Raw genomic sequence first — 17,934 nt, forward strand, 5'->3', positions numbered from 1 at the left:
CTGCGGCATGAGCAACATCCTCAACGTCGGCGTCCGCGCGCTGCAGGCCAACCAGGCCGCGCTGTCGACCACCGGCCACAACATCGCCAACAACGCCACCGTGGGCTACTCGCGCCAGGTGGTCAAGCTGGCGACGGTGGAGGGGCAGTATTCCGGCGGCGGCTACATCGGCAAGGGCGTGGAGGTGGCGGCCATCGAGCGCGTCTACGACGCCTACCTGTCGCGCCAGGCTGCGCTGACCAAGTCGGTGTCGGCGCAGGACGTGGCCCGCGCCGAGAAGCTGCTGCAGCTCGAAGGACTGTTCAGCACCGGCACCACGGGCCTGGGCGCATCCGTCAGCGAACTCATGAACGCGTTCTCGGACGTGGCCAGCGCCCCGACCGACCTGACGGCGCGCACCGTGGCGCTGACACGCGCCTCGGAAACGGCCTCCCGCTTCAACGACACGGCCGCGCAACTGGCCAACCTGCAGCGCGGGCTGACCGAGGAACTGCAGAACAGCGTGGCGACCGTGAACACGTTGGCCGCCAGCATCGCCGACGTGAACCGCCAGATCCAGGCGGTGTCCGGCCTGAACGAGTCGCCCAACGACCTGCTGGACCGGCGCGACCAGCTCATCAGCGAGATGAACAAGTACGTCCAGACCACCACGCTGGAGAACAACGACGGCACCGTCAACGTGTTCGTCGCGCAGAGCCAGCCGCTGGTGCTGGGCACGCGGCCGATGGAGCTCAAGGTGGCGAACGACCCGCTGGACGCCACGCGCACCGAACTGCGCCTGGTCAACGGCAACACCGAGCTCAAGCTGCAGGACACGATGCTGGCCGGCGGCTCGCTGTCGGGCCTGATGCGCTTTCAGAACGAAGACCTGGCCGAGGCGCAGAACCTGCTGGGCCGCATGGTGGTGTCGCTCACCACCGTCATCAACGACCAGCACAAGCTGGGCCTGGACCTGGACGGCGACGCCGGCAGCGACCTGTTCACACCGGTGACGATGGCCGACGGTGCGCCCTTCGTCAACAACGCCGGCTCGGCGACCATCGGCATCAGCGTGGCCAACGCGAGCCAGCTGCGCGCGTCCGACTACCGCGTGACCTTCACCACGCCGACCGACTACACGGTGACGCGGCTGTCCGACAACGCCACGGTGGCGGTCGACCCCGGCCCGCCGCCCACCGCGGACGGCCTGGCGCTGAACATCGGGGGCGGCGCGGCGGCCACCGGCGACAGCTTCCTGCTGCGGCCCTATGCCCAGGCCGCCGGCAACATGCACACGCTGTTCGCCTCGCCGCGCGACCTGGCCGTGGCCAGCCCGGTGCAGGCCAACATGGGCACCACCAACACCGGCGGCCTGACCGTGGGCAAGCTGGCCGCGGGCTCGGTGCCGGTGCCGGCGAACGTGACCATCACCTTCACGAGCGGCACCCAGTACACGCGCTCGGACGTGCCCGGAACCTTCGCCTACAGCCCGGGCACGCCGATCACCTACGACGGCAACACGCCGCCCGCCTGGACGCTCACGATGACCGGCGCGCCGCAGGCCGGCGACACGCTGACGGTGGGCGCCATCAACCCGGCCTATGCGCCGCTGGACTCCGGCAACGCCAAGGCCTTGATGGACCTGCGCGACATGAAGCTGTTCGACGGTGCGCCGCTGACGGACGGCTATGCCTCGCTGATCGCCAGCGTGGGCGTGCGGGCGCAGAGCGCGCAGTATTCGGCCGATGTGTCCAAGTCCATCGCCGACGGCATGGAAGCGCAGCGCGCCGGCGTCTCGGGCGTGAACCTGGACGAAGAAGCCGCCAAGCTGATCCAGTACCAGCAGGCCTACCAGGCATCGGCCAAGATGCTGCAGGTGGCGCAGAGCATCTTCGACAGCCTGATCTCGACCATCGCACGCTGAGAGCAGAGAGGCCATGGCCAATACCTTCACCCGCCTGGGCACCGCCAACACCTTCGACGCTGCGCGGCAGACGCTGCAGACGCGCCAGTCCACGCTCGCCGACCTGCAGGCCAAGCTGACCGAGGGCAAGCGCGTGGTGCGCCCCAGCGACGACCCGACCTCGGCCGCGCAGGCCGAGCGCGCGCAGACGCGCATCGCCCGCATCACGGTGGAGCAGCGCGCGCTGGAGACGCAGAAGAGCGCCATCGCGCTCGGCGAATCCACGCTCGGCGATGCGACCACGCTGCTGCAGCAGTTCCGCGACCTGCTGGTGCAGGCCGGCAACGGCGCCAACAGCCCGACCGAGCGCGAGACCATCGCCAAGCAGCTCGTGGGCCTGCGCGACGAGCTGGTCACGCTGGCCAACCGCAAGGACGCCAACGGGCTGCCGCTGTTCCATGGCCTGGGCAGCACGTCCGCGCCGTTCGAGGTCAGTGCCGACGGCACGGTGCCCGACCCCGACTACAGCTTCAACGGCCTGGCGGGCCAGGTCGGTGCCAACGACGTGGCCATCCCCGGCACGCTGGACGGGCGCGCCACCTGGATGGACGTGCCCGAGAGCAACGGCGTGTTCAAGGTCAGCCTGGGCGCGGGCAACACCGGCCGGCTGTACGCGGATGTGGGCCTGGTCAAGGACGCCTCGCTGATGGGCAGCGAGGGCACGGACTTCTCGCTGACCTTCCACGTGGACGCGGCCACCGGCGCCATGCGCTACGACGTCACCAACAACACCACCGGCGTGGTCACCACGGGCCAGCCCTACAAGGAGAACCAGACCATCACGCTGGGCGGCATCTCCATGGTGGTCAAGGGCGTCCCGGCCGAAGGCGACCAGCTGGAGGTCGATGCCACGGTGCCCAGCGAGCGGCCCAGCATCTTCGGCGTGCTCGACCGCGCCATCGCCGGCATGTACGAGCCCGGCAGTTCGATCAAGGGCGCCTCCAGCACCAACGCCAACTTCAACCACGAGCTGGCGATCTCGCTGGCCCAGGTGGACACCAGCCTGGAACGCATCGGCGCCATGCGCGGGCGCGCGGGCGACCTGCTCAACCGCGCGGACCGCATCCACGACACCCAGGAAGACCGCAACGTGCAGGCCGAGGGCGACCGTTCGCGTGCCGAGGACATGGACATGATCCAGGGCCTGTCGGACTTCCAGAACCAGCAGACGAGCTACCAGGTCGCACTGCAGACCTACGCCTCGATCCAGAAACTCTCGCTGTTCGACTTCATCCGGTGACATGAAACCACCCCGTTGGGCTGGCTCACTTCGTGCAGCCAGCCGATACCCCTCAAGGGGCGCACCCGGCGGCCTGGCGGAGCCAGTTCCGCGGCTGCGCTGACATGGCCTGCTCCGCGGCCACTGGACCAGTGGCTTGCCGGCGGGGTCTGTCTTGTGCGGATGGCGTGCCGGCACAATGCACACTTGAGATTTCAGGTCGCGAGGAGACATGACGCAATCGGTCGTCGGCAGCATCACCCTGGGCTACCGCCCGCTCTGGAACCAGGCCCGCGAGCTCCAGGCCGTGCAGCTGTTCGTCGAGGCGGCCCAGGGCGGCGCCATCGACGCCGTGCATTTCGTGGCCGCGCTGCAGGAACTCTCGTCCATGGCCACGCCGCAGCTGCTGCTGTCCATGCAGAACAAGCGCCTGCTGTCCGACATGCTGGCGCATGCGCCGGCCGGCGACTACTGGATCGAGGTGCGTGGCGAGTGGCTGGCCGAGCCTGACATCTACGAGCGCGCCCAGGCCGCCCACGCGCGTGGCCTGCAGCTGGTGTGGCGCGGCGCGCTGGAGGATTGGCCGAAGGCGCCGCTGCAGCCCTGCTTCTTCCTGCGCATGCTGAGCATGTCGCCGCTGACGGCGGCCACGGTGCTGCAGGCCACCGCCGCCGGCCGGCCGGTGGACCTGTCCGTCGCGTCCGGCCAGATCATCGAGGGTGTGCAGAGCCGCGCGCTGGCCGACCTGTGCCTGGACCGTGCCGGCGCGCTGGCGATCGCGGGCTGGCCGTCCGAAGACGTGCTGCACGCGCACCGCCACCAGCCCGTGGCGCCCGACGGCGAGGTGATCCGCCGCGCCGGCAAGGCGGTGGACCAGGACCAGTCGATGGAGCAGATCGAGGCCGTGGTGCGCGAGGAACCGGTGCTGGCCTACCGCTTCCTGTCGTTCACCAACTCGGCCGCCATGGCCGGGCGCGGCGGCATCGACTCCGTGCGCCACGGCCTGATGATGCTGGGCTACGGCGCGCTCGGCCGCTGGCTGGCCGACCAGGGCGCGCACGCCGCCACCGACATCGACCTGCGCCCGGTCAAGGCCCAGATGGTGCTGCGTGCGCGGCTGACCGAACACCTGCTGAACGCCGGCGCCGAAGACAGCCTGCGGCGCGAGGTCTACCTGTGCGGCCTGTTCGCCGAGCTCGACCTGCTGCTGCACGAGCCGCTGGGCGTGGTGCTGAACCGGCTGCCGCTGTCCGAGCGCATCTACGCCGCCGCCGTCAAGCGCAGCGGCCCCTACGCCCCGGCCCTGCAGGCGGCGCGCGCCATGGAGGGCGACGACACGCCCGCGCTGCGCGCGGTCTGCCGCGCCCACGGCATCGGGGTCGAGGAGGCCAACCGGCAGTTGCTGCGGGCGCTGGTGGGGGCGCGGCGCTAGGGGGATGTTCGTGGGGTCGGTCGCCGCCCTGCGGCAAGCGTCAGGCCACTTCCCCGGCTGCCGCGGTGACGACACCGGCACCGCATGCATCGGTTGGCCGGTGCAGCTCTTCGGCGGGGCAAGGGCCGCGTGGCAGAAAAGTACGGCCAATCGAGATTGAACCTGCCCCGTCGGCCGCAGGGTCAATCTTTGCGCACCGGCACCCGCGTCGTCATGTCAACGCGCCGCGCGCATCCACGCGCAGCAGCTCGGCCACCTCGCCCTGCACCAGCCCGCCGCGCACGCCCACCAGCGTGTCGTGCAGGTTCACGGTCGGGTCGCAATGGCCCGGGATCAGCCACACCGTCTGCCCCAGCGCCGGCAATGCCTGGCCGTCGTCGGCGTGCAGCAGGCCGTGCTCGTCGCCGCCGTTGGCATAGCGCCAGGGCGCCTCGCCACCCCCATCGCCGGGATCTGGCCGGTGCACCAGCGGCAGGCCCGAATCGATCGCGTGGCTCTTGTGGCCTGCGTCGCAGACCGCATGCCGCGCACTGCGGCTGACCACCTGGGACTTGACGAACAGCGCATGCTCGAACACCGGTTGCGCGGGGTCGGCCTGGTTGCCGGCGTACTCGGCGTCCATGAACAGGAAGGAGCCCGATTGCAGCTCGCCATAGATGCCGCTGCCGGCCTCGTGCACCATGGTGCCCGTGCCAGCGCCCGTGACCAGCGGCACGGCCAGGCCGGCCGGCGCGAAGGCGGCCAAGGTGTCGCGCACCAGCTGCAGCGCGGCGGCGATGGCGCTGCGTCGCTCGTCTGCGCCGCGCAGGTGCTGCGCCTTGCCGTGGTAGGCCTGCAGGCCCGCGAAGCGCAACGCCGGGACGGCGGCGATGCGCAGCGCCAGCTGCGCCGCCTCGGGGCCGGGCGGCAGGCCGCAGCGGCCCTGGCCCACGTCGATCTCGACGAAGACGTCGATGGCATCCTGCGCACCGGCCAGCGCGGCGGCGAGCCGGTCCACGCCTTCGTGGCTGTCGGCCGCGATCGCCAGCCGGCCGCCACGCTGCTGCAGACTGCGCGCCAGCCGCGCCACGCGCGCGAGCTTGGCCGGCGCGATCACCTCGTTGCTGATGTACAGGTCCTGCACGCCGGCGGCGGCCAGCGCCTCGGCTTCGGAGGTCTTCTGCACGCAGGCACCCACGGCACCGGCCGCCACCAGGCGCTGCGCGAGCGCGGCGCACTTGTGCATCTTGGCGTGGGGGCGCCAGCGCACGCCGTGCTGGCGCGCGAATGCGGCCATGCGCGCGATGTTGCGCTCCATCGCGTCGAGGTCGAGCACCAGTGCGGGCGTGTCGATGGCGGACACCGCGTCGCCGATCTGCGCGGCCTGGGTCATGTGCCGATCTCGTCGAGCGCGGCGTTGTCCAGGTGGGCGGTGTCGGCCCAGCCGACCAGCGTCACGGCCTCGGGCGTCCACAGCAGGCGGTTGATGGCGGCATTGCCCAGCGCCCAGGTGCGCGGCGCCTGCAGTTCCTGGCCGGTGGCGGCGCGGTACAGCACGTCCATCACGCCGCCGTGGCCGACCAGCACGATCTGCCCGCCCGGGTGGCGCGACGCGAGCCGGTTCAGCGTGCCGACGATGCGTTCGCGAAAGCGCAGCAGCGATTCGCCGCCCGCGGGTTCGAAGGCGGGGTCGCGCTTGCGCCAGAGCAGGGCCTCGTCGGGCCAGGCCGCCTCGATCTCGGCGAAGGTGCGGCCCTCGAACGTGCCGAACGCCCGCTCGCGCAGGCCCACGTCGGCCAGCACCGGCAGGCCGGCCACATCGGCCACGGCCTGCGCGGTCTGGTGGGCGCGGCCCAGGTCGCTGGCGTAGATGGCCGCCAGTTGTTCGCCGGCCAGCGCCGCGCCGACGCGGCGCGCCTGCCAGCGGCCGGTGTCGTTGAGCGGGATGTCCAGGTGGCCCTGGATGCGGGTGTCCACGTTCCAGGCGGTTTCGCCGTGGCGGATGGCGATGATGCGGGTGGCGTCCATGCGGAATTCTAGGAGGCCGGCACGCGCGGCCACCACCGGCCACCACCGGCCACCAGCGGCCGCCACCGGGCACCGGCGGCCGTCAACGGCTTCAACGGCCTTCAGCGGCTTTCAACGGGCTCGGCAGCCGCCGGCCCGGGCAACAGCCGCGCCAGCAACGCGGCCACATCGTGCTGCAGGGCCGCGATGGCCGTCGCGTCGCCGGACAGGTGCTTGAGCAAGGCCTGCTGGAACAGCCCGTCGATCGTGGCATAGGCCAGCGCCGGGCTGGGCAGGCCCTGCGTGGCGCCGGCCAGCGCGGCCAGCCGCGCGATGACGTTCCAGACCATCTTCTCCAGGCTGGCCTCGATCACGGCCACGTCGTCGCGGAACGCCGCCTCGAACATGGCCTGCGCGCGCAGGTCGTACCACAGGCGGTGCAGCGGGGCCTCGTCGCGCAGCGTGTCGCCGAGCAGGGCGAGGAACGCCTGCCGCAGCCCGGCGGCATCCTGCGCCTGGGCGACGATGCCGTCGTAGCGCGTGACGCAGCGCGCCTTGTACTGGCGCACGCTGCACAGGATCAGGTCGGTCTTGTCCTGGAAGTAGTAGTGCAGAACCCCGTGGGAGAACGCCGAGTTCTGTGCGATCTCGCGCAGGCTGGTGCGCGCGTAGCCGAGCGCGGCCAGCGTCTGCAGCGTGGCCTCGCCCAACTCGGCGCGGCGTTGCTCGAACTTCTCCAGCGGGACCTTGGGTGTGCGCATGGCGCGCAAAGATAGCACAGCGCTTCAGGTGGAAACCCCATGTTCTTGACACTTGTCCAGTTTTATTCTGACAACTGTCAAGACAACATAGGAGACACGCAATGACGGGCTACACACTGCAGGGCCGCCGCGCCCTGGTCACCGGCGGCGCCCAGGGCCTGGGCGCCGGCATGGCGCAGGCCTTGGCGCGGGCCGGCGCGGCCGTGATGGTGGGCGACCTGCGCGAGGCGCAGGGGCGCGACCTGGCAGGCAGCCTGCGCGCGGCCGGCGGCCAGGCCGGCTTCGTGCGCATGGACGTGACGCAGGAGGCCGACTGGGCCCGCGCCACCGAGGCCACCATCGCCGAACTGGGCGGCTTCGACATCCTCGTCAACAACGCCGGCATCGAGATCACCGCGCTCATCAGCGAGGTCGAGGCCGAGAGCCTGCGCCGCATGTTCGACGTCAACGTGGTCGGCACGCTGCTGGGCATGAAGCACGCGTTCCGCGCGATGCGGCCCGGCGGCGCGGCCGGCCAGGGCGGCGCCATCGTCAACATTTCCTCGGTCGCCGCGACCATCGCATTCCCGGCGATCGCCGGCTACTCGGCCACCAAGTCGGCCGTGGACCGCGCCACGCGCGTGGCGGCCATGGAGTCCGGCAAGCTCGGCTACGGCGTGCGCGTGAACTGCGTCTACCCCGGCCTGGTGCCGACCGAGATGGGCATGCAGCTGGCCGCCGACGTGGTGGCCGCGGGCCTGTTCCCCTCGGCCGAGGAGGCCGTGGGCGGCATCGTCGGACAGACACCGCTGGGCCGCCTGGGCGAGGTGGCAGACATGGCCGATGCCGTGGTGTTCCTGTGCTCCGACGCATCCCGTTTCATCACCGGCATCGGCCTGCCCGTCGACGGCGGCATGGGTATGTAAGAACAACCTCGGAGCAGACAACATGAGCCACAAGAAACCCGTCATCGTCTACGGCGCCTCCGGCTACACCGGCCGCCTCGTCTGCGAATACCTGCGCGAGTACGGCATCCCGTTCATCGCCGCCGGCCGCAGCCAGGAGAAGCTCGAAGAAGCCATGCACGCCCATGTGCCCGGCATCGAGACCGCCGACCACGAGGTGGTGCAGGTCGAGCACAGCACCGAGGCGCTGACCGCGCTGTTCAAGGGCGCATCGGTGGTGCTCAACACCGTCGGGCCGTTCGCCAAGTTCGGCCATGAGGTGGTGCAAGCCTGCCTGGCCAGCGGCTGCCACTACACCGACACCACGGGCGAGCAGGACTGGCTCATCACGCTGGACCAGGAGTACGGCGCCAAGTTCGCCAAGGCCGGCCTGCTGCTGTCGCCGGGCCTGGCGCAGATGTACACCACGGGCGAGATCGCGGCCCAGCTGTGCCTGCAAACGCCTGGCCTGGACACGCTGGACATCGCGGTGTTCTGGGGCGGCAGCCCGACCATCGCCTCGACCCAGACCATCCTGGTCAACGCCGCCACGAGCAAGGCCTTCCACCTGCAGGGCAAGCAATACGTGGAATGGCAGCCCGATGCCGGCCTGTACCAGCTGGCCATCCCGGGCCAGCACGAGATGGCGCTGGCCCTGCCCTGGGGCGGCACCTCGCACCCCGTCTGGTTCAAGCGCGACCCGCGCGTGGCCAACGTCAAGGTGCTGGGCGGCGTGTTCAACAAGCCCTTGATGCTGGGCGTGCCCAAGATCGTCGAGGCCGCGCTCAAGGCCACCGAGGGCATGAACGAGGCCGACCGCTACGCCGCCCTGTCGCAGACCGCCGCCGGGGTGATGAACACGATGCCGCCGCGCGAGAACCCGCGCATCAACAAGTCGGTCGATTCGGTGCATGCCTCCGGGCCGCTGGGCCGCGCGCACTGCGTGATCTACGGCAATTGCAACTACAAGCAGACCGGCTTGCTGCAGGCCTTCGCGGCCAACTGGCTGCTGCAGCAGCCGCCGTTGCGCGCAGGCTTCGCCTCGGGCTGCCAGGCCTTCGGCCACCACGCGCTGCTGGGCGCGCTGCGGCATTTCGGCCTGGTGCAGGCGCCGGTGCTGACGGTCCACGCCTGATCGGCAACGCCATGCGATTGGTCGACTATCTCGACAAGGGTGCGCAACTCGGCGCCGGGGCACCCTGCTTCACCATGGGCGACCAGGACTGGAGCTACGCCCAGGTGCAGGCGCTGAGCCACCGCGTGGGCCACGGCCTGGTGCGCGCCGGCGTGGCGGCCGGCGACAAGGTGGCCGTGCTGTCCGGCAACGACGCCACGGCCTTCGGATGCGTGTTCGGCGTCTCGCGCGCGGCGGCGGTGTGGTGCCCCGTCAACCCGCGCAACGAGATCGCCGAGAACCGCTTCGTGCTGCAGGCCTTCGACTGCGTGGCACTGCTGTTCCACAGCGCCTACGCGCCCATGGTCGCGGCCATGCGCGCCGAGCTGCCGGGCTTGAAGGCGTTGGTCTGCATCGACCGGCCGCTGGCTTTCGCGCCCTCGCTGGCCGACTGGCTGCAGGGCGTGCCGGACGGCCCGCTGGAGCGCACGCCGGTGGACGACCTCGTGATGCTGCCCGGCACCGGCGGCACCACGGGCCAGCCCAAGGGCGTGATGCTGTCCGGCCGCAACCTGGAGGCCATGACGGCGCTCACGCTGATGGGCTATCCGTTCCACGGCCGGCCCACCTACCTGGCGCTGGCGCCGCTCACGCACGCAGCAGGCGTGCTGTGCCTGCCCATGCTGGCGCTGGGCGGGCGCATCGTGATCATGCCCCGGCCCGACCTGGACGACTTCCTGGCACTGGTCGAGCGCCATGGTGTGACCCACACCTTCCTGCCGCCCACGCTGATCTACATGCTGTTGCTGCACCCGGGGCTGGCGCAGGCGAAGCTGGGCTCGCTGCAATGCTTCTGGTACGGCGCCGCGCCCATGGCCACGGCCCGGCTGCAGGAGGCGCTGCAGCGCATCGGCCCGGTGATGGCACAGCTGTTCGGTCAGACCGAGGCGCCGATGATGGTCTCGATGATGGCGCCGCGCGAGCACTTCCACGCCGACGGCAGCATCGCCACCGAGCGACTGGCCTCGGCCGGCCGGCCCGGTCCGCTGGTGCAGGTGGCCATCATGGACGAGGCCGGCCGGCTGCTGCCCACGGGCGGGGTCGGCGAGATCGTGGTGCGCGGCTCGCTGGTCATGCTGGGCTACTACAAGAATCCGCAGGCCACGGCCGAGGTCGGCAAGCACGGCTGGCACCACACGGGCGACATCGGCCGGTTGTCCGAAGACGGCTACCTCTACATCGTCGACCGCGCCAAGGACATGATCATCAGCGGCGGCTTCAACGTCTATTCGGCCGAGGTCGAGCAGGCGCTGCTGCAGCACCCTGCCATCCAGGACAGCGCCGTGGTCGGCCTGCCCGACGACAAGTGGGGCGAGCGCGTGGTCGCCGTGCTGCAGCTGGCGCCGGGCCAGGTGCTGGCACCCGAGGAGGCCCAGGCCTTCGTCAAGGCCCGGCTGGGCAGCGTGAAGGCGCCCAAGCAGGTGGAGGTCTGGCCCGAGCTGCCGCGCTCCAAGGTCGGCAAGGTGCTCAAGAAGGAAGTGCGCGCCGCGCTGCTGGCGCGCCAGGCCGCATAGCGCGGCGGGCTATGCTGCCCGCATGCACAGCATCCCCCTCATCGACATCGCCCCGCTGGCCGGCACCGACACCGCGGCGCGCCGGGCCGTCGCACAGGCGGTCGGCCAGGCCGCCCGCGGGATCGGCTTCTTCGCCATCACGGGCCACGGCGTGCCCGATGCGTGCACGGCGGGCGTGTTCGCGGCCGCGCAGGCGGTGTTCGCGCTGCCGGCGCAGGCCAAGCACGACCTGGCCATCGCGCGCCATGGCCACAACCGCGGCTACGTGGGCCTGGGCGTGGAAGCGTTGGACGAGGCCACGGCACCCGACCTCAAGGAGGCGTACAACCTCGTCTGGACCGACGGGGCCACGCGCCCGCACAACGTCTGGCCGCCCATCGACGGCTGGCGCGCGCAGGCGCAGGCCTATTTCGATGCCGCGCTGGCGGTCGGCCGCCGGCTCCACCGCGCGTTCGCGCTGGACCTGGGCCTGCCCGAAGACTTCTTCGACGACAAGCTCGACCGCCCGCAGGCCACGCTGCGCCTGCTGCACTACCCGGCCTGTTTCGATGCCGACGCGCCCGCGGGCCGGGCCGGCGCCGGGGCCCACACCGACTATGGCAACGTGACGCTGCTGGCCACCGACGGCGTGGCCGGGCTGCAGGTGCAACGGCGGGGCGGCGGCTGGACCGACGTGCCTGCGCTGCCCGGCGCGCTGGTCTGCAACATCGGCGACTGCCTGATGCGCTGGTCCAACGACGTGTACCTGTCCACGCCGCACCGCGTGCTGCCGCCCGCGCGCGAGCGCTACTCCGTGGCCTTCTTCCTGGACCCGAACCCCGATGCGCTGGTCAGCGCCATCCCGGCGTGCGTGCCGGCGGGCACGCTGCCACGCCACCCGCCGGTGACGGCCGGCGAACACCTGCGCCAGCGCCTGGCCGCCACGTACGGGGGCGGGCCGGGCGGCTGATCACTTCTTGATCGGAATCTCGATGTTGACCTGCCGCACGCCGGCCGGCGGCTGCGGAAAGCTGCTCAGCGCGGCATCGAACATGGGCGCCAGCAGGTCGGGGTCGTTGGGCCAGCGCGACTCGTGCACGGCGCGCGTCTCGTAGACCACCTGCTGGTTCGACAGGTCGCGGATCACCACGCTGACCTGGCGCTGGGCGTAGCTGCGGTCCCACATGTCGTAGCGGTAGTTCCAGTACGGGCCCCAGCCATAGAAGCCGGCGCCCCCGGCCCAGCGCCGGCCGTAGTACGGGCCCCAGGGGCCGAAGCGGCTGTACAGCCACGGGTCGACGATCTGGGTGCTGCCCACCACATCGCTGCCAATCAGCACGCTGTAGCGCGCCGCGCCATCGTTGCGCACCCAGCCGGCCTTGGCCAGCGCGGGCTCGGCCGCGGCCTCCAGCTGGGCCTGCGCGCCCACGGCCGACTGCTGCGACGGCAGCCGCTCGAACCGGTAGGTGGCGGGCGCCGGCACGGTGCGCAGCTCGGAAAAGGTCTGCACCTGGTTGTCGACCACGTAGCTCGTGGCGCAGCCGGACAGCAGCACGGTGGCCGCAACGGCCAACGCCATGGCCATCCGTTTGTGGACTCGCATTTCGACGCGCATGTCAAAGCCTCCTCAACGCACTGTCCCGCTCAGAGCCGGACGATCTGCAGCAGCGGTGCGACGGGTGGCGCGATGTCTTCCGCGTCGAACGCCTTGTCGCCCGCGGGATCGGGCACGCCCGTGGTCTTCAGACCCTTGAAGTCGTAGCGGGTTCCGTCCATCAGGTGGGACGGCACGACGTTTTGTAACGCCGTGAACATGTTCTCCACCCGGCCCGGGTACCTCTTCTCCCACTCCTGCAGCATGGCCGCGACCTGCTTGCGCTGCGCGTTCTCCTGGCTGCCGCACAGCGTGCACGGGATGATGGGAAAAGCGCGGTGCGCGGCCCAGCGCACCAGGTCGCGCTCGGGCACGTAGGCCAGCGGGCGGATCACGATGTGGCGGCCGTCGTCGCTGACCAGCTTGGCCGGCATGCCCTTGAGCTTGGCGCCGAAGAACATGTTGAGGAAGAGCGTCTGCAGGATGTCGTCGCGGTGGTGGCCCAGCGCGATCTTGGTCGCGCCCAGCTCGTCGGCCACGCGGTACAGGATGCCCCGGCGCAGCCGGCTGCACAGGCCGCAGGTGGTCTTGCCCTCGGGAATCACACGCTTGACGATGCTGTAGGTGTCCTGCTCCTCGATGTGGAAGGGCACGCCCTGGCTGCGCAGGTATTCGGGCAGCACGTGCTCGGGAAAGCCGGGCTGCTTCTGGTCGAGGTTGACGGCCACGATGTCGAACGAGATCGGGGCGCGCGCGCGCAGCTTGAGCAGGATGTCCAGCATGGCGTAGCTGTCCTTGCCGCCGGACATGCAGACCATGACCTTGTCGCCCTCCTCGACCATGTTGTAGTCGACGATGGCCTGCCCCATCAGGCGGCACAGGCGTTTCTCGAGCTTGTGGGTCTCGCGCTCGATCTTCAGGGAGGGCTCGGGCGAAGGCGCAACGGCAGTGTCTTCGGCGGTCCAGGCGGCAGTCATAGGGTGTCCTCAGGGCAAGGGCGGGATTTTCCGCCAAGCCGGGCCCGGCGCGCTGCGCCGGGGTTTTGCCAGCTGGCTACCACTGGCCGGCTTCGACCCGGATCGCCACTTCGCAGTCCGGGAAGATCTGCAGCTTGGCGATCTTCACGCGCACGCCCAGCACGCCGGGCAGCAGCATCAGGCGCTGGGCCAACTTGCCGATCAGGCTCTCCAGCAGGTTCACATGCTCGGCCGTGCACTCGTCGATGATGATCTGGCGCACCTTGCGGTAGTCCAGCACATGGGTGATGTCGTCGTCGCGCGGGCGCAGCGGCTGGGTGCCCAGGTTGAGCTCGGCGTCGACGAGGATGGGCTGCGGCGCGGTCTTCTCGGTGTCGAGGATGCCCAGATTGGCATCGAAGCGCAGCCCTGTCAGGTGCAGGGTCTGGTTGCCGGCGGCGTTGATGGTCATGGCTGGTCAGCGGGAAGGGACAGGGGCTTGGCGCGGAACACCTCCACGCCGACGGCCTCGCAATCGGGGTAGACGTCCGGCTTGCTGGTGGACAGGTGCACGGCCTGCACGCCCGGGTGCGCCAGCAGGCGCTGGGCCAGGTCGTCGCACAGCGTCTCCTGCAGCACGATGTGGCCCTGGGCGATGCGTTCGGCCACGACGGCGCGCACGAAATCGTAGTCCACCACCTCGTCCAGCCGGTCGTGCGCGGGCGTGGACTGCGCGTACGGCACGTACAGCGCCACGTCGATCCACAGCCGCTGCGGCGCCGACTGCTCGAACGCGTGCGCGCCGATGCGCACCTGCACCTCGTGCCGGCGCAGGAACAGCTTGCGGCAGTGCTGCAGCAGGGCCAGGCCCTCAGCCCCTGCCGTCAGCACCGTGCGCCTCCTTGAACCATTCATCGACGACGAACATCACATCCCGTTCCAGCGGTACCAGATGCTGGCCATTGTCCACACACACCGTGGCCCCGGTGATGGCCGGCGTGCGGGCCAGGAACAGGCAGGTCTGCGCCACGTCGGCCGGATCGATCGGCCGGCGCAGGAGGTTGACGCGGCTGGCCCGCGCGAAGTTGTCGGCGCTCTGCGGCCCGCTCAGGTACATGAGGCCCGGCGCCACGCCGCACACGCGCACGGCCGGGGCCAGGGCCTGGGCCTGCAGCACGACGGCGCGCTCCAGCGCCAGCTTGGACACCGTGTAGGAGAAGTAGTCCGGGTTCAGGTTGCTGACCTTCTGGTCCAGCACGTGCACCACGCAGGCGTCGGGCCGCGGGCGGTGCACCAGCTGGCGCGCCAGTTCGCGGCCCAGCAGCAGCGGCGCGAGCAGGTTCACGTCGAGCTGGCGCCTGGCCCCGGCGGGCTCGAAGTCCAGGCCGGTGTCGGGCTCGAACAGCGATGCGTTGTTGACCACGGCGCGCAGGCCGCCGCCGCGCGCCGCGATCTCCTGCATCATGGCCACCGCCTGCAGCGGGTCCGCCAGGTCGGCCCGCACCGTGTCCACCGACCGGCCGGCCGCGCGCAGCTCTGCCTGCAGGGCCAGGGCCGCCTCGTGCGAGCGCTGGAAGTGGCACCACACATGCCAGCCCGCGTGGGCGAACGCCCGCACCAGCTCCGCGCCCAGGCGCTGGCTGCCGCCAGTCACCAACACTTCATCCGCCATGTTGCGTCAAGCCTTTTGTATGCCGTGGAGGACGCGGGCACGGGCCGCATAATCGGCGCCGCGCCCGACCGGCGCACACGGCCAGCGCATCCGCGCGCCGGCGCTCTCGCACCCTTCGTCCCCATGGCGTCCACATCCGTTCCCGCTGGTTCCCCTGGCGGACTGCTCCAGATTATCCAGCGCAGCATCCTCGGTGCCGGCGGCTGGCTGCCCTTCGACCGTTTCATGGCGCTGGCCCTGTACGCCCCCGGCCTGGGCTACTACGCCAATGCGGGCCGCAAGTTCGGCGCCATGCCCGAGGGCGGCAGCGACTTCGTGACGGCGCCCGAGCTGTCGCCGCTGTTCGGCCGGGCATTGGCCGTGCAGGTGGCCGACATGCTGGAGCACACCGGCACCGACGAGGTCTTGGAATTCGGCGCCGGCACCGGCGCGCTGGCCGCGCAACTGCTGGAGCACCTGGGCAACCGCGTTCGCCGCTACACCATCGTCGACCTGTCGGCCGAGCTGCGTGCGCGCCAGCAGGCCCGCCTGGCCATGCACGCCGGCAGGCTGCACTGGGCCGATGCGCTGCCCGCGCAGATCGACGGCGTACTGGTCGGCAACGAGGTGCTGGACGCCATGCCCGTGCAGCTGCTGCACCGCCTGGGCGGCCAATGGCACGAGCGCGGCGTGGTGCTGCAGGGCGATGCGCTGGCCTGGGACGACCGGCCGACCGCGCTGCGCCCGCCCATCGACATCCCCGGCCCGCACGACTACCTCACCGAGATCCACCCGCAGGGCCAGGCCTTCGTGCGCACGCTGGCCGGCCACGTGCGGCGCGGCGCGGCGCTGCTCGTCGACTACGGATTCCCCGAAGCCGAGTACTACCACCCCCAGCGCAGCACCGGCACGCTGATGTGCCACCAGGCCCACCGTGCCGATGCCGATCCGCTGGCAGACCTGGGCGCCAAGGACATCACCGCCCATGTCGACTTCAGCGGCATCGCCGTGGCGGCGCAGGACGCCGGCTGGGACGTGCTGGGCTACGCCAGCCAGGCCCGCTTCCTGATCAACTGCGGCCTGCCCGCGCTCATGGAAGCGGCGCCGCTGGCCCAGCGCGCGATGGCGCACCGCCTCATCGCCGAGCACGAGATGGGCGAGCTGTTCAAGGTGCTGGCCCTGTCCCGGGGCGTGGAACCTTGGGACGCGCCCGGTTTCGCCCGGGGCGACCGCAGCCATACGCTGTAGACACCATGCTGCGCTGGCTGCTCGTGGTCTTTCTCGCGCTGATGCTGATCAGCTGGCTGCAGCCCTTGCTGGGCAAGCTCGGCTTCGGGAAACTTCCGGGCGACTTGCGCTTCCGACTGTTTGGGCGCGAATGGTTCGTGCCGCTGACCAGCACCCTGCTGCTGAGTGCCGTGGTCAGCCTGATTTCCAAGATTCTTTGAGACAAGTGCACATGAAAGCCTGCATCGACATCGGCGGCACCAAGGTGGCCGTGGGCCTGGCACCGGCCGGCGCCAAGCCCGAAATCATCGCGCGCCAGAGCGAACCCACCGCCAAGACCGGCACGCCGCTGGCCTTGTCGCAACAGATCGAGCGCCTGCTCGATGCGGCCTGCGCCGAAGCCGGGGTCGATCCGGCGCAGGTGCAGTCGGCCGGCGTCTCCTCGGCCGGCCCCTTCGTCAAGCGCGACGGCCGCATCGAACTGGCCACGCCCAACATCTGCGGCGGCCTGGCCGGCCCGGCGCGCGGCCTGCCGAACGACTGGACGAGCGTGCCCGTGGAGGCCCCGTTGGCCCGCCGCTTCGCACGCCTGCGCGTGGAGAACGACTGCGTCGCCGCGCTGGAGGCCGAGCGCCGCTGGGGTGCGCTGCAGGGCGTGGACGACTGCGCCTACGTCACCTGGAGCACCGGCATCGGCGTCGGCCTGTGCGTCGATGGCCGCGTGCTGCGCGGCAAGAACGGCAATGCCGGCCATGCCGGCCACAGCTTCGTGGTCGAGGACACGCACGCGCTGTGCGGCTGCGGCAATGTCGGTGACGTGGAATCTCTGGTGGCCGGCAACGCCATCGCGCGCCGCTTCGGGCACGACGCGGCCCATTGGCTGGGCCGCGCCAGCGCCGGCGATGCCGCCGCGCAGCAGACCGTGGACGGCCTGTGCAGCATATTGGGCCGCATGCTCTACAACCTCGTGGCCACGCTGGACCTGCAACGCATCAGCCTGGGCGGCAGCGTGTTCTGGCACCACCGCGCGTATTTGCTGCCCAAACTGCAGGCGGCCGTCCAGGCGCATTTTCCGGCGCTCACGCAGGGGGTAATCCTTGCGCAGGCCGGATTGCAGGACCAGGTGGGCGATTATGCGGCGCTGGCCTTGGTGCCCGACTGAGGCAAAGCGGCCCGCGCATAATCCCCAGAACGGGGGCGAGAAATTCCGTTTCTGCAGCGGATTGATTTATCCCTATAATCCGCCCGCCTGCCAACGGTTCGGCAGGATTCATGGACGGAAAAGATGACCACCTACAAGGAATTGCTGCAGCAGCGCGAAAATCTCGAGAAGCAGATCGAGGAAGCGCGCCAGCGTGAAAATCAGTCCGCAATCGACAAGGTGCGCGCCCTGGTTGCCGAGTTCGAATTGACGCCCGACGACGTGTTCGGCCGCAAGAGCGCAAAAAGCAGCACCGCCGGCCAGAAGGTCGCCCCCAAGTACCGCGACAAGGCCACCGGCGCCACCTGGACGGGCCGCGGCAAGCCGCCGAAGTGGATCGACGGCAAGAACCGCGAAGAGTTCCTGATCGGCTGA

At 70.5% G+C, this 17,934-nt stretch carries 19 protein-coding genes; 11 read left to right on the top strand and 8 right to left on the bottom strand.

Annotated features, from left to right (window positions below; translation table 11 throughout):
* Positions 1–7: 7 nt before the first annotated feature.
* The 3 genes from flgK to ASF44_RS10620 all read left to right on the top strand — a co-directional run bounded on the left by flgK (position 8) and on the right by ASF44_RS10620 (position 4,593).
* Positions 8–1,903 carry a flagellar hook-associated protein FlgK gene (flgK, locus tag ASF44_RS10610; protein ID WP_056899193.1) on the top strand — a complete coding sequence of 632 codons (1,896 nt, stop codon included), beginning with the start codon at positions 8–10 and terminating at the stop codon, positions 1,901–1,903.
* Between the two features lie 13 nt (positions 1,904–1,916).
* Positions 1,917–3,182: a flagellar hook-associated protein FlgL gene (flgL, locus tag ASF44_RS10615; protein WP_056899194.1), complete on the top strand. Its 1,266-nt coding sequence runs from the start codon at positions 1,917–1,919 to the stop codon at positions 3,180–3,182.
* Between the two features lie 211 nt (positions 3,183–3,393).
* A complete protein-coding gene (locus ASF44_RS10620) occupies positions 3,394–4,593 on the top strand; it encodes an HDOD domain-containing protein (protein WP_056899195.1) in 1,200 nt (399 codons plus the stop codon).
* A 211-nt stretch (positions 4,594–4,804) separates the two neighbouring features.
* On the opposite strand, the gene ASF44_RS10625 is transcribed toward ASF44_RS10620, so the two are convergent.
* From ASF44_RS10625 to ASF44_RS10635, 3 genes are all read right to left on the bottom strand, one after another.
* Positions 4,805–5,965 carry a DSD1 family PLP-dependent enzyme gene (locus ASF44_RS10625; protein ID WP_056899196.1) on the bottom strand — a complete coding sequence of 387 codons (1,161 nt, stop codon included), beginning with the start codon at positions 5,963–5,965 and terminating at the stop codon, positions 4,805–4,807.
* The gene (locus tag ASF44_RS10630) at positions 5,962–6,600 is read right to left on the bottom strand and encodes a histidine phosphatase family protein (protein WP_056899197.1); all 639 of its coding nucleotides are present in this window, start codon (positions 6,598–6,600) and stop codon (positions 5,962–5,964) included. Before ASF44_RS10630 ends, ASF44_RS10625 begins: the two co-directional genes overlap by 4 nt.
* 101 nt (positions 6,601–6,701) lie before the next feature.
* Positions 6,702–7,340, bottom strand: a complete 639-nt coding sequence (locus ASF44_RS10635) for a TetR/AcrR family transcriptional regulator (RefSeq protein ID WP_056899297.1) — start codon at positions 7,338–7,340, stop codon at positions 6,702–6,704.
* Positions 7,341–7,441: 101 nt separating this feature from the next.
* Between ASF44_RS10635 and ASF44_RS10640 the strand changes: the two genes are divergently transcribed.
* Genes ASF44_RS10640 through ASF44_RS10655 form a run of 4 tightly spaced genes read left to right on the top strand, consistent with a single transcriptional unit; the run spans position 7,442 to position 11,900 of the window.
* A complete protein-coding gene (locus tag ASF44_RS10640) occupies positions 7,442–8,245 on the top strand; it encodes an SDR family NAD(P)-dependent oxidoreductase (protein WP_056899198.1) in 804 nt (267 codons plus the stop codon).
* A gap of 22 nt (positions 8,246–8,267) precedes the next feature.
* Positions 8,268–9,398: a DUF5938 domain-containing protein gene (locus tag ASF44_RS10645; RefSeq protein WP_056899199.1), complete on the top strand. Its 1,131-nt coding sequence runs from the start codon at positions 8,268–8,270 to the stop codon at positions 9,396–9,398.
* Positions 9,399–9,409: 11 nt separating this feature from the next.
* Positions 9,410–10,951, top strand: a complete 1,542-nt coding sequence (locus ASF44_RS10650; RefSeq protein ID WP_056899200.1) for an AMP-binding protein — start codon at positions 9,410–9,412, stop codon at positions 10,949–10,951.
* 22 nt (positions 10,952–10,973) lie between these two features.
* Positions 10,974–11,900, top strand: coding sequence for an isopenicillin N synthase family oxygenase (locus tag ASF44_RS10655; RefSeq protein WP_056899201.1), 927 nt, complete (start codon positions 10,974–10,976; stop codon positions 11,898–11,900).
* Here ASF44_RS10655 and ASF44_RS10660 read toward each other — a convergent pair whose 3' ends face one another.
* From ASF44_RS10660 to ASF44_RS10680, 5 genes are all read right to left on the bottom strand, one after another.
* Positions 11,901–12,545, bottom strand: coding sequence for a DUF4136 domain-containing protein (locus ASF44_RS10660; RefSeq protein WP_235579184.1), 645 nt, complete (start codon positions 12,543–12,545; stop codon positions 11,901–11,903). It lies immediately after the preceding gene.
* 29 nt (positions 12,546–12,574) lie between these two features.
* Entirely contained in the window at positions 12,575–13,501 is a 927-nt protein-coding gene (ttcA, locus tag ASF44_RS10665; protein WP_056899203.1) for a tRNA 2-thiocytidine(32) synthetase TtcA, read from the bottom strand.
* Between the two features lie 76 nt (positions 13,502–13,577).
* Positions 13,578–13,952 (bottom strand): dihydroneopterin aldolase, encoded by a 375-nt coding sequence (locus ASF44_RS10670; RefSeq protein ID WP_056899204.1) that lies wholly within the window; start codon positions 13,950–13,952, stop codon positions 13,578–13,580.
* Positions 13,949–14,371 carry a dihydroneopterin aldolase gene (locus ASF44_RS10675; RefSeq protein WP_235579185.1) on the bottom strand — a complete coding sequence of 141 codons (423 nt, stop codon included), beginning with the start codon at positions 14,369–14,371 and terminating at the stop codon, positions 13,949–13,951. The genes ASF44_RS10670 and ASF44_RS10675 overlap by 4 nt, the downstream gene beginning before the upstream one ends.
* Positions 14,352–15,152: an SDR family oxidoreductase gene (locus tag ASF44_RS10680; RefSeq protein WP_056899206.1), complete on the bottom strand. Its 801-nt coding sequence runs from the start codon at positions 15,150–15,152 to the stop codon at positions 14,352–14,354. The genes ASF44_RS10675 and ASF44_RS10680 overlap by 20 nt, the downstream gene beginning before the upstream one ends.
* A gap of 123 nt (positions 15,153–15,275) precedes the next feature.
* Here ASF44_RS10680 and ASF44_RS10685 point away from each other — a divergent pair, with 123 nt between their 5' ends.
* From ASF44_RS10685 to ASF44_RS10700, 4 genes are all read left to right on the top strand, one after another.
* Entirely contained in the window at positions 15,276–16,379 is a 1,104-nt protein-coding gene (locus tag ASF44_RS10685) for a class I SAM-dependent methyltransferase (RefSeq protein WP_056899207.1), read from the top strand.
* Between the two features lie 5 nt (positions 16,380–16,384).
* Positions 16,385–16,579 (top strand): DUF2905 domain-containing protein, encoded by a 195-nt coding sequence (locus ASF44_RS10690; protein ID WP_056899208.1) that lies wholly within the window; start codon positions 16,385–16,387, stop codon positions 16,577–16,579.
* Positions 16,580–16,590: 11 nt separating this feature from the next.
* Positions 16,591–17,520: an ROK family protein gene (locus tag ASF44_RS10695; RefSeq protein ID WP_056899209.1), complete on the top strand. Its 930-nt coding sequence runs from the start codon at positions 16,591–16,593 to the stop codon at positions 17,518–17,520.
* Between the two features lie 123 nt (positions 17,521–17,643).
* Positions 17,644–17,934: an H-NS family nucleoid-associated regulatory protein gene (locus ASF44_RS10700; RefSeq protein ID WP_056899210.1), complete on the top strand. Its 291-nt coding sequence runs from the start codon at positions 17,644–17,646 to the stop codon at positions 17,932–17,934.

This window comes from Pseudorhodoferax sp. Leaf274 (assembly GCF_001422445.1).
GTDB lineage: Bacteria > Pseudomonadota > Gammaproteobacteria > Burkholderiales > Burkholderiaceae_C > Pseudorhodoferax.